This is a genomic window from Nonomuraea sp. NPDC049480, assembly GCF_044465905.1.
GTDB lineage: Bacteria > Actinomycetota > Actinomycetes > Streptosporangiales > Streptosporangiaceae > Nonomuraea.
Map to the genome: position 1 here is coordinate 489,713 of NZ_JBITMD010000004.1, position 13,362 is coordinate 503,074.

12 protein-coding genes are annotated in these 13,362 nt (G+C 72.2%); 7 read left to right on the plus strand and 5 right to left on the minus strand.

Features of this window, described 5'->3' with window-relative positions; all coding sequences use genetic code 11:
• Positions 1-30: 30 nt before the first annotated feature.
• The gene (locus ACIBX3_RS15425; protein ID WP_397117174.1) at positions 31-1,344 is read left to right on the plus strand and encodes a PP2C family protein-serine/threonine phosphatase; all 1,314 of its coding nucleotides are present in this window, start codon (positions 31-33) and stop codon (positions 1,342-1,344) included.
• A 21-nt stretch (positions 1,345-1,365) separates the two neighbouring features.
• Positions 1,366-2,538, plus strand: coding sequence for an ROK family protein (locus ACIBX3_RS15430; protein WP_397117176.1), 1,173 nt, complete (start codon positions 1,366-1,368; stop codon positions 2,536-2,538).
• Between the two features lie 62 nt (positions 2,539-2,600).
• Here ACIBX3_RS15430 and ACIBX3_RS15435 read toward each other — a convergent pair whose 3' ends face one another.
• The 4 genes from ACIBX3_RS15435 to ACIBX3_RS15450 form a co-directional block, all read right to left on the minus strand.
• On the minus strand, positions 2,601-3,968 hold the full coding sequence (locus ACIBX3_RS15435; RefSeq protein ID WP_397117178.1) for a hypothetical protein: 1,368 nt from the start codon (positions 3,966-3,968) through the stop codon (positions 2,601-2,603).
• A gap of 44 nt (positions 3,969-4,012) precedes the next feature.
• The gene (locus ACIBX3_RS15440; protein ID WP_397117180.1) at positions 4,013-4,198 is read right to left on the minus strand and encodes a hypothetical protein; all 186 of its coding nucleotides are present in this window, start codon (positions 4,196-4,198) and stop codon (positions 4,013-4,015) included.
• 284 nt (positions 4,199-4,482) lie between these two features.
• Entirely contained in the window at positions 4,483-5,841 is a 1,359-nt protein-coding gene (locus ACIBX3_RS15445; RefSeq protein WP_397117182.1) for a xylan 1,4-beta-xylosidase, read from the minus strand.
• Positions 5,842-5,963: 122 nt separating this feature from the next.
• Positions 5,964-6,956 (minus strand): endonuclease/exonuclease/phosphatase family protein, encoded by a 993-nt coding sequence (locus tag ACIBX3_RS15450; protein WP_397117184.1) that lies wholly within the window; start codon positions 6,954-6,956, stop codon positions 5,964-5,966.
• A gap of 212 nt (positions 6,957-7,168) precedes the next feature.
• Here ACIBX3_RS15450 and ACIBX3_RS15455 point away from each other — a divergent pair, with 212 nt between their 5' ends.
• Complete coding sequence (locus tag ACIBX3_RS15455) at positions 7,169-8,107, plus strand: ThuA domain-containing protein (RefSeq protein ID WP_397117186.1); 939 nt, start codon at positions 7,169-7,171, stop codon at positions 8,105-8,107.
• On the opposite strand, the gene ACIBX3_RS15460 is transcribed toward ACIBX3_RS15455, so the two are convergent.
• A complete protein-coding gene (locus tag ACIBX3_RS15460) occupies positions 8,104-9,549 on the minus strand; it encodes an amidohydrolase family protein (protein WP_397117188.1) in 1,446 nt (481 codons plus the stop codon). The two genes, ACIBX3_RS15455 and ACIBX3_RS15460, sit on opposite strands and share 4 nt — an antisense overlap.
• Positions 9,550-9,741: 192 nt before the next feature.
• Between ACIBX3_RS15460 and ACIBX3_RS15465 the strand changes: the two genes are divergently transcribed.
• The 4 genes from ACIBX3_RS15465 to ACIBX3_RS15480 are packed head-to-tail and all read left to right on the plus strand — an operon-like array spanning position 9,742 to position 13,127.
• The gene (locus ACIBX3_RS15465) at positions 9,742-10,968 is read left to right on the plus strand and encodes a CaiB/BaiF CoA transferase family protein (protein WP_397117190.1); all 1,227 of its coding nucleotides are present in this window, start codon (positions 9,742-9,744) and stop codon (positions 10,966-10,968) included.
• Positions 10,965-11,909: a citryl-CoA lyase gene (locus tag ACIBX3_RS15470; protein ID WP_397117192.1), complete on the plus strand. Its 945-nt coding sequence runs from the start codon at positions 10,965-10,967 to the stop codon at positions 11,907-11,909. Before ACIBX3_RS15465 ends, ACIBX3_RS15470 begins: the two co-directional genes overlap by 4 nt.
• Positions 11,902-12,768: an extradiol ring-cleavage dioxygenase gene (locus tag ACIBX3_RS15475; RefSeq protein ID WP_397117194.1), complete on the plus strand. Its 867-nt coding sequence runs from the start codon at positions 11,902-11,904 to the stop codon at positions 12,766-12,768. Before ACIBX3_RS15470 ends, ACIBX3_RS15475 begins: the two co-directional genes overlap by 8 nt.
• On the plus strand, positions 12,765-13,127 hold the full coding sequence (locus ACIBX3_RS15480) for a hypothetical protein (RefSeq protein WP_397117196.1): 363 nt from the start codon (positions 12,765-12,767) through the stop codon (positions 13,125-13,127). The genes ACIBX3_RS15475 and ACIBX3_RS15480 overlap by 4 nt, the downstream gene beginning before the upstream one ends.
• The last annotated feature ends 235 nt before the right edge of the window (positions 13,128-13,362 follow it).

The following is a 13,362-nucleotide window of genomic DNA, read 5'->3' on the forward strand; positions in this document are numbered from 1 at the left end:
CCGGGTAGGACCCCCTTGATCGGGGGTGTCATGCGGGGCGAAGAGCCGCTACGGGACGGGGCCGCCGGCGTGCTGCCGGGTGACGGTGAGGGCATGCTCGGCGGGCTGCTGCGCTCCGGCCACCTGGCCTCGCTTGAGGACCTCCCCGCGCTGGTCACCGAGCACGCCGCGCGCGCGGGGCTCGCGCACGCCATGCTGTACGTCGCCGACCTGCAACAGCAGTTCCTCGTGCCGCTGCCCGGCCAGCGTGACGAGGCCGGCAACCCGCTGGAGCGGATCCCCATCGACACCACCGTCGCCGGGCTGGCCTTCCGCGGCGTCGAGCCGGTCCACGCCCGCACCGCCATCCCCTCGGGCGCGACCGCCGAGCCCTTCACCGGGGAGGGGCCGCGGCGGCTGTGGGTGGCGCTGCGGGACTGCACGGAGCGGATCGGCGTTCTCGGCGTGATCGTCTCCCACGCCGACGAGGCCGTGTTGACGCGGCTGAGCCGGCTGGCCGCCCTTGTCTCCCTGCTGGTGGAGAGCAAGCGCGCCTTCAGCGACGTGTACGCGCAGCTCGTACGCACCCGGCCGATGGCCTTGTCCGCCGAGGTGTTGTGGAACCTGATGCCGGGCGCCATGTTCGCCAACGACCGCGTGGTGGTCAGCGCGGCGCTGGAACCCGCGTACGAGGTGGGCGGGGACGCCTTCGACTTCGCGCTGAACGGCGACCTGCTGCGGCTGTCGATCTTCGACGCCATGGGCCACGACACCTCCGCCGGGCTCACCGCCACCATCGCCGTGGGCTGCGGCCGCAAGCATCGCCGCGAGGGCGCCGACGTCCTGGCGGCCGGCGAGGCCATCGACGAGGCGATCGCCGACCAGTTCGCCACCGACCGCTTCGCCACCGGCATCCTGGCCGATCTGGACACTCGTACCGGGTGGCTGGTCTGGGCCAACCGGGGGCATCCCCCGCCGGTGGTGCTGCGCCGGGGACGGTCGGTCGCCACGCTGGACGGCGCGTTCGGCACGCCGATGGGGCTCCGGCTGGGCTTGCCCACCGAGATCGGGCGCTACCAGCTGGAGCCGGGGGACCGGCTGCTGCTCTACACCGACGGCGTCATCGAGGCGCAGGACCCCCAGGGGGAGTTGTTCGGGCTGGAGCGGTTCATCGACTTCGTCATCCGGCGGGAGGCCGACGGCGTGCCGGCACCCGAGACCCTGCGGCGGTTGATCAACACCATCCTGGACCACCAGCACGGGTGGCTGCAGGACGACGCCACGGTGCTGCTGGTGGAGTGGTTCGCCGAGCCGGGCGAGGACCCCGCGCCCCAGCCGGATTCTTGTCCATCGGAAGCAGGGTGAGACCCGAAGTAAGGTAGCCGCATGCCGAGCGGACCGAACGGCCAGGCCCCGGGGACGGGCGCGCTCCTGGCCATCCTCAGGGACGGGCAGGCCCGTACCCGCGGGGAGCTCGCCCAGCTCACCGGGCTGTCCAGGTCCACGGTGTCACAGCGGCTGGACGGGCTGATCGACCGCCGCTGGGTGGTGGCCGGCGAGGACTCGATCTCCTCGGGGGGCCGGCCCGCCACGGTGTTCGCGTTCAACGGGGGAGCGCGGGTCGTGCTCGCGGCCGACCTCGGCGCCACGCACGCCCGCCTGGCCGTGATCGACCTCGGCCTGAGCGTGCTCGCCGAGCGGGCCGTGGAGCTGCCCGTCGACGAGGGGCCCGAGCGTACGCTGGGCCGGGTCGTGGACGCCTTCCAGGAGCTGCTGGCCGAGGCCGGCCGCGACCTGGCGAGCGTGTGCGGGGTCGGGCTCGGCCTGCCCGGGCCGGTCGAGCACGCCTCGGGACGGCCGGCGAACCCGCCGATCATGCCCGGCTGGGACGGCTTCGCGGTGCCGGAGTGGCTCGGCGCCCGGCTCGGCGCGCCCGTCCTGGTCGACAACGACGTCAACATCATGGCGCTCGGCGAGCACTGGGCCGCGCGGCCCGAGGCCGATCACCTGATCTTCGTCAAGATGGGCACCGGCATCGGCTGCGGGATCATCTCCGGCCGCCGGCTGCACCGCGGCGCGCAGGGCGCGGCGGGGGACGTCGGCCACGTACGGGTGCCGGCCTCGGAGGCGCCGTGCCGGTGCGGCAACGTCGGCTGCCTGGAGGCGGTGGCAGGCGGCGCGTCGATGGCGGCGGCGTTGCATGCCGCCGGGATCGAGGCGCGGAGCAGCAGGGACGTGGTGGCGCTCATGCGCGCGGGCGACCTGCGGGCGACGCGGCTCGTCCGGCAGGCGGGGCGCGAGGTAGGCGCCGTGATGGCGTCGATCGTCAACTTCTTCAACCCGTCCGTCATCGTGATCGGCGGCGACCTCGCGGAGGCGGGCGAGCAGGTGCTCGCCGGGGTGCGTGAGACGATCTACACCCGGTCGCTCCCGCTGGCCACGCAGCATCTCAGCATCCGGGTGAGCGAGCTGGGCGACCGCGCCGGCGTCATCGGGGCAGCCGTCATGGTGGTCGAGCACGTGCTCTCACCCGGCACCATCGACCAGATCGTCACCTGATGAGCACCGTCGCCCCGTGACCGGGCGTCGTTCCACGGGGACCGGGCGCGCGTAGACGCCTCTCACACGGGCCGGCGCCGGGCCCGGCGCCGGCGCAGCAGCGCGGGCAGCCACGGCGCCGCGCCGATCACCGCCAGCACCGCGAGCAGCGGCACCCGCCACCACCACGAGACGCTCGCCGGGGGCGGGGCCGGCGTCGGCGCGACCCATGGCCGCGCCGTCTTCGACCAGGCCAGGAACGCGTCGCCGATCGGGAGCAGGCCGAACGCGTACCGCTTGGTCGCGGGCGTGTCCAGGGGCAGGCCGGCCAGCTCGCCGTAGTTCGCCAGCGCGGCGGCGAGCGGGGCGTCGCCTTGCGCCTGGGCCGCGCCCAGGGTGACCGCGGTCGCCGACAGGCTCACGCCGAGCGGGAGCGGGCCGGAGTCGACGTCGGCCGGTCCTTCCGCGCCGGCGGGATACTCGCGTACGGCCGGTCCGAGGCCCAGCGGGGTGACGACGTAGCGCTCGCGGAAGCGCGCGTACTGCTCGCGGGCGAAGGCCGGGTCGATGTCGACGAGGAAGCGCTGGATGATGCTCTGCGAGGTGCCTCTGGCCACCTCGGCCGGCTCGCCGGTGGCGGGGTCCGCCCGGTGCGGGAGCAGCCCGGTACGCGGATCGAGCCGGCGGCGCGCCTCCCGCAGCCACCGCCCGGTGGTGGCGCCGAACCGGGGCGGCAGCAGCGCGTCGTGCAGCCGCAGCGACGCCACCGCCACCGTGGAGTCCACCGGCCAGGCCTGGCCCGGGTACGCCTCCAGGAACGGCGTCCCGGAGGCGTCGAACGTCCTGCCGAGCGCGGCCGAGCCGGTGGCGAAGCGGCGCACCTCGGCGGGGTCGCGCTGTCCCGGCGGCTGCAGGGCGAGCACGCCGCCGCGCAGCCAGTTGCACCAGCCCTGGTAGAAGACGCCGTACGGCGGGGTGAGCCCGGGACTGAACGGGGCGCGGCCGTCGGGAGAGTCCAGGCGTCCCAGCGCCCATCGCGCCTCCCGTGACGCCGTCGCCCGCCGCTCGCCCGGGGGTTCGCGCATTCCCAGCTCGACCCAGCTCAGGCCGTACAGGGCGTGCAGGAAGAAGTATCCCTCGGGGAAGAGCTGCTGCGCCTCATGTCCCGCGCCCGTGTCCAGTGCCTCGCGTAGGAACGCGAGCTGCCGCCGCACGCCCGGCGGCTCCCCGTCCGGCCCGGCGGTGGCAGGCGCGACCAGGCGAAACGCCCCCGCCACGGCGAGAAGGCCGATCACGAGAGCGACCGCCCGCCGTGCCACGCGCAACGCGCGCCACACTGAGCCGGATGACCGTGACGCCACGACCGGGGCACCACCGCCCGGTCCGCCGGGGCTCATACTCGCCTGCCCGTGCGGGGTCCGGTTCTCGGCGGGCGGCGGTGGCACGGGCATCCGCCGATGGTAGCCCCATGCTCGGGCGGACGCGGGCGCGCCGCTCAGGATCCGCCGTCGTCCTTCCTCCGCCCGCTGAAGGCGGCGCCGAAGGCCACACCCAGGGCGATGCCCAGCGAGATGCCGATGGCGAGGTTGTCCAAGGCGATCCCGAAGACGACGGCGAAGACCAAGCCGAGGCTGATCCCGAAGCCGAACCCGGCGCCCGGGGGCATATTCTTGCTCGTCATCGCGTCCCTCCCGGGGACGTGGGCAGAAGGGCCGACGCTCCGGCGGCCCACCACGGCGCATGCGCGGTCATGTCCCTCCCCAACGTAGGACCTGACACCAAGGTTCCCGGCACCGCGTCAGGACGCCGGCGCATCCCCGGAGGCATGACTGTCCACGCTGATCCACGCCTGATGGCATGGGTCGGCTTGGCTTTTGACACGAGGTCACGATTCACGGCTCCGGAGCCGGAGAACCCGATCGCGCCGGTGGTGGTCTTCGTCATGGTCCTGGCCGCCGTGGGACCCTAGCGATCGCTCCACTTGATCTCGTACGGCTTGAGTGTGTACTCCGTGCCGTCCACCGTCGTGGCCGCCTGCGCGTCCGTGGTGTTGACCAGCAGCAGCCGCTCCGGCTGGGCCAGCACCCGGACCTTCGGGTCGGAGGAGGAGACGTCCTCCTGCGCGGCCCCGGCCGGGAACCACTTGGCGAACTCGCTCACCAGCTCCTCGGTCGGGAGCGGCGCGCCGGTCTTCGGATTCCACATGCAGCCCCGGCAGGCGCCTTCCTTGGCCTGCGGGTTCCAGTACAGCGCGGTGGCGGCGCCGCTCCTGACGAACTCCATCATCGAGACGGCCTGCACGGCCAGGCGCTTGCTCTCGGGCCAGGTGGTGCCGTCCTCGGGGACGACGTACCACTCCGACCACCAGATCGGCATGTCGTCCGTCTTCTTCCGCAGCCACGTGGTGACCGCGCTGAACTTGCTCAGCGCGCCGAACTCGTCGGGCAGCAGCTTGTGGGAGTCGGTCGGCGAGGCGCCGTCGACGACGATGAAGTCGGCGCCCTTCTTGTTCGCGTACCAGTAGTCGAAGGCGTCCAGGACGTTCTGGTTGACCACACCCCACTCGCCGCGCAGCTCGGAGTCGCCTCCTTCGTTGCTGTCGAAGCCGAGGTACGGCCCGCCGATCTTGGCGTCGGGACGGACCGCCTTCACCGCGTCGTAGACCTTGTTGTACAGCTCCGTGTAGCCCTTGTAGTCCGCGGGCTTGGAGTGGTCCTTCCAGAAGCCCTTGAACTCGTTCCAGACCATGAAGTACTCGACGTCCCGATATCTCTTGGCGACGGTCGCCGCCAGCTTGGCGAAGTCGTCGAAGTGCTGCGGGTACGGGGCGTCCTCCAGGTGCTCCTTCCAGCCCTCCTCCGAGGTCATGCCCTCGGGGCCGCCCTTCATCCAGTCGGGGGCGCAGCACAGGGTGATGACCGGGGTGCCGCCGGACTGCTTCATGAAGTTCGTGCGGCTGTCGAGGTCCTCCCAGAAGTAGTCGTGCCGGGTGGGCTGGGGGTTGAGCGCGCCGAAGCCCATGATGTGCTGGTTCTGCAGCATGGGGGTGCGGGCCAGCCGCTTGACCACGGTCTGCTCGAACTGCGGGGTGATGTTGTTGGCGCTGGTCCCCGTATGCGTGAATCCCCAGCGCGGCCAGTCCGGGTCCACGGCGGGCGGCTTCTGCGGCGCGGGCTCCGTCGGCCCGGAGGACCCCGGCGCCCCGGAGGAGCTGGGGGTGGTGGTGGGCCCCGCGGCGCAGCTCGCGACGGCCAGTGCCAGGGCGGCTGCGGCGATCGCCGGGGTCGCCCGCCCCCACATCGATTTCCCGCTATCCGAAGACACGCGTACCCCACCTGTTCCTCTGGTTCACATGGTTGAGAGCATCGCACGGGCAGGCTGCCCGGGCAGCTGCGGGGACATGATTGCCGGCCAAGTGTTACCGCGGTCCCCGCCTGGTCGAGGGCTCATGGCCGCACCCGCAGGTCGGCGAAGAGCGCCCGGTGGTCGGAGCCGGGTACGTCGTGAATCTGCACGCCGACCGCCCCCGCGCGGCCGTCCGTGAGCACATGGTCGATGGCCACCAGCGGCGGCAGCCTGCGCATCGGCCACGTCGGCACCAGCCCCTGGCCGGTGGCCGCCGCCGCGTCGGTGTAGCCGGTGTCCAGCAGCCGGCGGAACACGGCGTGGTCGAGCGTGGCGTTGAAGTCGCCCGCCAGGATCCGCGGCGCCCCGGACGCGGGCGCGGGCGGCAGCGCCGACACCCCCGCCTCCCATTCAGGCACCGTCCTCGGCACCGGCGCCACCGGGTGCACGACCACGACCTCCACGGCCTGCCCGCCGGGCAGCTCCACCTCCACGACCGGCATGTGGTGCCCGACCGGCTGGAACACCCCGATGCGCTCGCGCAGCGGATGGCGCGCGTACACGCCGCTGCCCACCGGCCCCCAGGTCTCCGGCTTGGACACCTGGTACGGCAGCAGTCCATCCAGCCCGGCGGCCTTCAGCCGGTCGCGCGCCGACCAGGTCAGCTCCTGCAGGCTGAGCACGTCCACGTTCAGCCTGCGCACCAGATCGACGATCGCCTGGGCGTCGCCGCGGCCGCCGTTGAGGTTGGCGGTCAGCACCCGCAGCGGCCGCCCCTCGACGGAGCCGGGACTCGCGACCGCCCGCGGCACGACGCACCAGGCCAGGCAGACGCACACGGCCAGCATCACCGCGATCGCGGACCTGTTGCGCGTGACGACCGCCACCCCCAGCACGACCAGCGCGGCGACCGCGAAGTACGGCGTGAAGGAGACCAGCGGCACCAGCAGCGGCCCCGACTCCAGTCCGCCGAGCCGCACGGCCGTCCCCGCCGCGAACAGCACCGCGAGCCCCACCATCAGCCGCGCCGCCCACCTGCGCCACGACCGTCCCCGCGCCGTGTGGCGGGGGGCGGTCACCTCCTGTACAAGCACGGTCACGAACCTAACCGGCAATCATGAGATTTCTATGATTGCCACCGGCGCCCGACCAGCCCCGGGACCGTCCCGTCCCCACCGACGCCGCCCCGATCCGGCCTCGCCTCGCCGGCGCGGTCTTGGGAAACGCTTTCCTTGTCTTCCGCCTCTGGTTACGCTCGAAGCGACTTGTGGATCACACATAGCGGATCGAAGCACGTGAGGTGCTCATGCGCGTCCCGTCGATCGCCGCCCTCGCCGGTGCGGCCGCCCTCCTGTTCACCGCCACCGCCCCCAGCTCCGCCGCCCTGCCCGGCGGGGCCCAGAACCTCGGCGACCCCGACTATGGCGTCTGCCGGGGCACCGATCCCCGCTGCTACCACGACTGGGGCAACTTCGACCCGGCCAAGGGCTACAGGCTGCTCGTCTACAGCCGCACCGCCGCCTCCCGCCACGCCCACCTCGGCACCCCGCTCGGTCCCGGCCTGAACCCGCCGCTCAACGACGACAACGTCGCCATCAAGGCGGTGCTCAAGCTGGGTCAGGAGAACGGGTTCGCCGTCGACTACACCGAGGACGTCACCCAGTTGTCGGCCGCCGGCCGGTTACTGCGCTACAACGCCGTGATGTTCCTCAGCACCACCCGTGACACGCTCGACGACGCCGCGCAGACCGCGCTGCGGCAGTACATCCGCGCCGGCGGCGGCTTCGCCGGCGTGCACAACGCCTTCGGCACCGAGTACAACTGGCCCTGGTACGAAGGCCTGCTGGGCAACGCCAACTTCTACGACCACGGCCCCAACCAGCCCGGCACCGTCGTCACCGTCGACCGGCGCGACGCCTCCACCCAAGGCCTGCCGCAGCGCTGGGCCTTCACCGACGAGTGGTACAACCTCGTCCCGTATCCGAACCGCGTCCGCGTGCTGGCCGAGGTGGACGAGAGCACGCTGCCCAACGGCGTGCGCGGCAGCCTGGGCCATCCCGGGCACGGCGACGACCACCCGGTCAGCTGGTGCCACTACTACGACGGCGGCAAGGCCTGGCTCACCACCCTCGGCCACGACGTCAAGACGTGGACCGACGAGCCCCTGGAAGGGGACCAGCATTTCCTGCGGCATCTGCTGGGCGGCGTCAAGTCGGTGCTCGGCATGGCCCCCTTCTGCCGTTAGAGGCGGTGCGTCGCGTCGCTGCGGTAGTCGGTGTACGTGTACGGGTTGTCGAGGATCTTCGTGGCGGGGATGTCCGGGTTCATGCCTTGCTGCCAGGCCTCCTCGCCCATCTCCGAGCGGAGGTAGTCGACCGTGCGCTCGACCTGGCGGCGCGCCGCGGCCAGGTCGACGCCGACCAGCTCGTGCTCGTGCTTGACCACGCGCCCGTTGACCAGGACGGTGTGCACGTCGCCGCGCTGCGCCTGGAACGCGACGTGCCCGTACGGGTGGAGCAGCGGGAACGAGACGGGCGAGCGGTCGTTCTTGATGAGCACCAGGTCGGCCTTCTTGCCCTCGGCGATCACGCCCAGGTCGTCGCGGCCGATCGCGCGGGCGCCGCCGCGGGTGGCCCACTCGACGACCTGGTCGGCACGCAGGCCGCAGTGCGTGACGGTGTCGCCCTTGGCGTGCGCCTCCAGGTGCTCGCGGGAGCGGTCGGCGCCGAGGGTCGTGCGCATGGCGGAGAACAGGTCGCCGCTCCACCACACGCTGGTGTCCATGGACAGCGACACGGGGATGCCGTGGGCGCGTACCGCCCAGGTGGGCGGGTAACCCTGGCCGGCGCTCTGCTCGCTCTCGGTGGAGACCGAGATGGAGCCGCCGGTGGCGGCGATGCGGTGGTAGGAGTCGGCCGACAGCGACGCGGCGTGCACGTAGATGGTCTCGGGGGTCATGAAGCCGTGCTCGTACATGAGCCGGATGCCGTCGTCGCTGGTCGCGCCCCACACGCCGGCGTGCGTGGTGACCGGCGCGCCCAGCTCGCGCGCCACCTCGAACGCGGGCTTCTCCGGGAAGGCCGGGTCGCCCAGCACGTCGAAGGCGAGCTGGAAGCCGAGCAGGTCGTCGCCGGTGATCCGGCGGCTGACGAAGTCGCGGAACTCGGGCGCGGCCGTCCACTCCGCGGGCGGCTGCTGGATGTTGCCGTACGCGAGCACGTGCCGTCCCGGCACCGACTGCAGCGCGTCCACCGCGGCGTCGGCGTGGTCCACCGTCCGCAGGCCGTGCGACCAGTCCACGACGGTGGTGACGCCGGCGTCGACGGCCTCGATCGCGGCGAGGGTGTTGCCCGCGTGCACGTCCTCCGGCCGGAACAGTTTGCCGTGCTCCAGGTAGAACCAGACGAAGTACTGCGTGAGCGTCCAGTCGGCGCCGTAGCCGCGCAGCGCGGTCTGCCACATGTGCCGGTGGGTGTCGATCATGCCGGGCATGACGATGCCGCCGGACGCGTCGATCTCCGCCGTGCCCTCCGGCACCTCCAGGCCGGGGCCGACGGCGGCGATCCGGTCCCCGGTGACCAGCACGTCGGTGTGTTCCAGCACCGTGCGTCCGCCGTCGATCGGCAGCACCGTGCCGCCGCGCAGCACCACAGGCCGTCCGGCCTCGAACTCGGTCCGCTCGCTCATCGATGGACTCCTCACCGCGCGGGGGCAGCGGATCTTCCGAACGATTGTCCGCTACACGGTCATGCTGTTCGCCGTAACTCTACGAGCGCCCGCAGCGGTGTCAAGCCTTGGTTCTCCTGCACGGATATGCCAGGATCACGATTACGGACAACTGTCCGTTGCGCGAACGCATCTGGTATGTGAGGAACCCTGATGACAGACGACGCCGTAGGGAACGGGCCGGCGGGGTGCGGGCCGCTGTCCGGCGTGCTGGTGGCCGACTTCTCCCGGATCCTGGCCGGGCCCTACGCCACGATGCTGCTGGCGGACCTGGGCGCCGACGTGGTCAAGGTCGAGGGCCCCCAAGGGGACGACACACGCGGCTGGATGCCGCCGGTGCGGGGCGAGGTGTCCACGTACTATCTCGGGGTCAACCGGGGGAAACGGTCGATCGCGCTCGACCTGCGGGACGCGGGCGACGCGGAGGCGGCCAGGGAACTGGCCCGGCGCGCTGACGTGCTGATCGAGAACTTCAGGCCCGGCGGGCTGACCAAGTACGGCCTGGACTACGCCTCGGTCCACGCCGCCAACCCGGGCGTCGTGTACGCCTCCATCAGCGGGTTCGGGTCCGGGGCCGGGGCGCGGGTGCCGGGCTACGACCTGATGGTGCAGGCGATGTCCGGGCTGATGAGCCTCACCGGCGATCCGGACGGGCCGGCGTACCGGGCCGGGATCTCGGTGTTCGACGTGATGGCCGGCAACCACGCCGTCATCGGCATCCTCGCCGCCCTGCGTCACCGCGACGCCACCGGGCAGGGACAGCAGGTCGAGGTCAACCTGCTGTCGTCGGCGCTGACGGGGCTCGTCAACCACAGTTCCGCGTACGTGGCGGGCGGGGTGGTGCCGTACCGGATGGGGAACGCGCATCCGAGCGTGTTCCCGTACGAGCCGCTGCCGACCGCCGACAACGACCTGATCGTCACCGCCGCCAACGACGGGCAGTTCAGGAAACTGTGCGAGGTGCTCGGCATCCCCGAGATCGCCGACGACCCGCGCTTCGCCCGCAACGCCGACCGCACGGCGCGCCGCGACGAACTGCGGCCGATCCTGGTCGAGCGGCTGGCCGCGCGGGGGGCCGTCGAGTGGTTCGAGCTGCTGGTGGAGGCCGGGGTGCCGAGCGGGCCGATCAACACGATCGACGGCGGGTTCGCCATGGCCGAGCGGTTCGGGCTGGATCCCGTCGTCGAGGTGGGCGAGGGGGAACGGGCGGTGCCGACGACGCGGCACCCCATCCGGTTCTCAGAGACGCCGGTCGGCTATACGCTGCCGCCACCGGAGCTCGACGAGCACGGCGCCGAGCTCCGCAAGTGGCTCGCCGGGCCACCCGGCCCGCCCACCGGACCCACCGGGGACGGCGACGCGGAAGGAGACCGGGCATGACGGAATCCCATGAGCCCGGGGCCGGCACGGGCTCCCCTGTGCCCGGGGCCGGCACGGGCTCCCCTGTGCCCGGGTCCGGCACGGGCTCCCCTGTGCCCGGGTCCGGCACGGGCTCCCCTGTGCCCGGGTCCGGCACGGAGCGGGAGTATCCGACGGCGCTCGGGGCGTCGTCACTGAAGACGATCACGTTGCTCGGGCAGGACCTGGCCGAGGACGTCATGGGCCACGTGGGCTTCGGGGAGCTGGCGTTCTGGCTGGCCACGCAGCGCCGCCCGGCCGCGGGCGAGATCCGCGTGTTCGAGGCGGTCCTGGCGGCCCTCGCCGACCACGGGTTCACCCCGACCGCGATCGTGACGCGGCTGACGTACCTTTCGGCCCCGGACTCGGTGCAGGGCGCGCTCGCGGCCGGGCTGCTCGGCGGCGGCTCGCGCTTCCTCGGCGTCACCGAGGACTGCGGCCGCTTCCTCAACGACGTCCTGCGCGAGCACCCGCTTCCCCAGGACGACGCCGGCTGGGACGCCCTCGCGCTGGAGACCGTGCGTGCCTGTCGCGAGCAGCGCAAGCTCATCCCCGGCCTCGGCCACCACGTGCACAAGGACGGCGACCCGCGCACGGCGCGGCTGTTCCGGATCGCCGCCGAGGAAGGCCTGTACGGGCCCCACCTGTCGTTGTTCGCCGCCGTCGGCCGCGTCCACCCGCAGGTGCTGGGCCGGACGCTGCCGCTCAACGGGGCCGGAGTGTGCGGGGCGGCGCTCGCCGACCTCGGCCTGCCGCTGGAGCTGCTGCGCGCGTTCGCGCTGCTGGCGAGGACCGCCGGTCTGATCGGCCAGCTGGCCGAGGAGCTGCGCCGTCCCGTGGCCAACGACATCTTCCTGTCGGTGGACCTCAACAACCGGTCCATCGCGCCCGAGCCATATACCGACGGAGGTCTTGATGGCTGAACTCGTCGCGGTCATCGCGTCCACCCACCACCCCTTCTACTACCGCGCCTCCACCAGCACCGGCGAGGACCGGCCGCCGTTCGCCGACGAGTGGGTGCGCAAGGTCGAGGCGTTCCGCGAGACCCTGGCCAAGGCCAGGCCCGACGTGCTGGTCATGGTCGGCTCCGACCACTTCCACCAGCTCTGGCTGGACAACATGCCGCAGTTCCTGGTCGGCAAGGCGCCCTTCTACGACGCGAACTTCCACAACGAGGAACGCGAGTTCGGCCTGCCCAGGATGCTCTTCAAAGGCCAGGAGGACCTGTCGGCCCACCTCCTGCGCGGCGGCCTGGACCTGGGCTTCGACCTGGCCTTCTCCAACGAGCTCCGGATCGACCACTCCATCACGTGCCCGATCATCACCCTGCGCCCGCAGAACGACCTGCCCATCGTCCCCGTCTACACCAACATCTTCGCCCCGCCGCTGCCGCAGCCGAAACGGTTCGTCCAGCTCGGCAAGGCCATCCGCGAGCTGGTGGAGTCCTGGCCGGGCGACCAGCGGGTCGCGGTCATCGGCACCGGCCACCTGTCGCTCGAGCTCGGCGGGCCGCGCCAGTTCGGGCCGCACGGCCCCGACCCGGAGTTCGACCGCAAGGCCGTCGAATGGATCTCCACCGGGGACCTCGAGGGCTGCCTGTCCGAGGTCACCCTGGACAGCCTGTGGAACCCCGGCAACGCCACGCACGGCTTCATGGACTTCATGCTGATGATGGGCGTCGCGGGCGAGGGCAGGAAGGTCGACTACGCCGACACGTACGACCTGTTCCACACCATGGAGGCGTACTTCACCTGGTACCCGAACGGAGGCGGCCGCCCATGAGCAAATATCTGCTGAACAAGTTCCTGTTCACTGTCGACCGCGACCCCGAGCTGGTCGAACGCTACCGCGAGGAGCCCCGCGCCACCGTCGATCGCTGGGAGGCCGAGTACGCCAACCGCATCCTCGGCTGCCACAGCGGCGAGTCGTCCACCTGGCTGCGCTTCGACGACACCGAGCGGGAGGCGCTCGCCACACACGACTACCCGAAGCTGTTCGAGCTGGGCGCGCATCCGTTCCTGACGCTCACGCTCTTCATCGCGATGTTCGAGCGCGACCACGCCGAGCCGCTCGGGTTCCAGCTGGAGTACGCCCGGCGGCTGTCCCACCACAGCCTGCCGTACCCGGACATCGCCACCTGATGCGGGCCGCGCTGATCGAGACCTGCGGCCGGCCGCCCGTGGTGGCCGACCGGCCGGCGCCCGAACCGAGGGCGGGCGAGCTTCTGGTACGGGTGCTCGCCGCGCCCATCACCCCTCTCGACCTGCTGTGCGCCGGCGGCACCTCGTACTTCGGCACGCCGGCCACCCCGTACGTGCCGGGCGTCCAGGGCGTCGGGACGGTCGGCGACGGCACTCTCGTGTGGTTCCCCACGGC

What these genes read in the sequence shown, in the direction of transcription:
- ACIBX3_RS15425 (WP_397117174.1), top strand. Translation starts at nt 31, where the DNA reads ATGCGGGGCGAAGAGCCGCTACGGGACGGGGCCGCCGGCGTGCTGCCG.
- ACIBX3_RS15430 (WP_397117176.1), top strand. Translation starts at nt 1,366, where the DNA reads ATGCCGAGCGGACCGAACGGCCAGGCCCCGGGGACGGGCGCGCTCCTG.
- ACIBX3_RS15435 (WP_397117178.1), bottom strand. Translation starts at nt 3,968, where the DNA reads ATGCCCGTGCCACCGCCGCCCGCCGAGAACCGGACCCCGCACGGGCAG.
- ACIBX3_RS15440 (WP_397117180.1), bottom strand. Translation starts at nt 4,198, where the DNA reads ATGACGAGCAAGAATATGCCCCCGGGCGCCGGGTTCGGCTTCGGGATC.
- ACIBX3_RS15455 (WP_397117186.1), top strand. Translation starts at nt 7,169, where the DNA reads ATGCGCGTCCCGTCGATCGCCGCCCTCGCCGGTGCGGCCGCCCTCCTG.
- ACIBX3_RS15460 (WP_397117188.1), bottom strand. Translation starts at nt 9,549, where the DNA reads ATGAGCGAGCGGACCGAGTTCGAGGCCGGACGGCCTGTGGTGCTGCGC.
- ACIBX3_RS15465 (WP_397117190.1), top strand. Translation starts at nt 9,742, where the DNA reads ATGACAGACGACGCCGTAGGGAACGGGCCGGCGGGGTGCGGGCCGCTG.
- ACIBX3_RS15470 (WP_397117192.1), top strand. Translation starts at nt 10,965, where the DNA reads ATGACGGAATCCCATGAGCCCGGGGCCGGCACGGGCTCCCCTGTGCCC.
- ACIBX3_RS15475 (WP_397117194.1), top strand. Translation starts at nt 11,902, where the DNA reads ATGGCTGAACTCGTCGCGGTCATCGCGTCCACCCACCACCCCTTCTAC.
- ACIBX3_RS15480 (WP_397117196.1), top strand. Translation starts at nt 12,765, where the DNA reads ATGAGCAAATATCTGCTGAACAAGTTCCTGTTCACTGTCGACCGCGAC.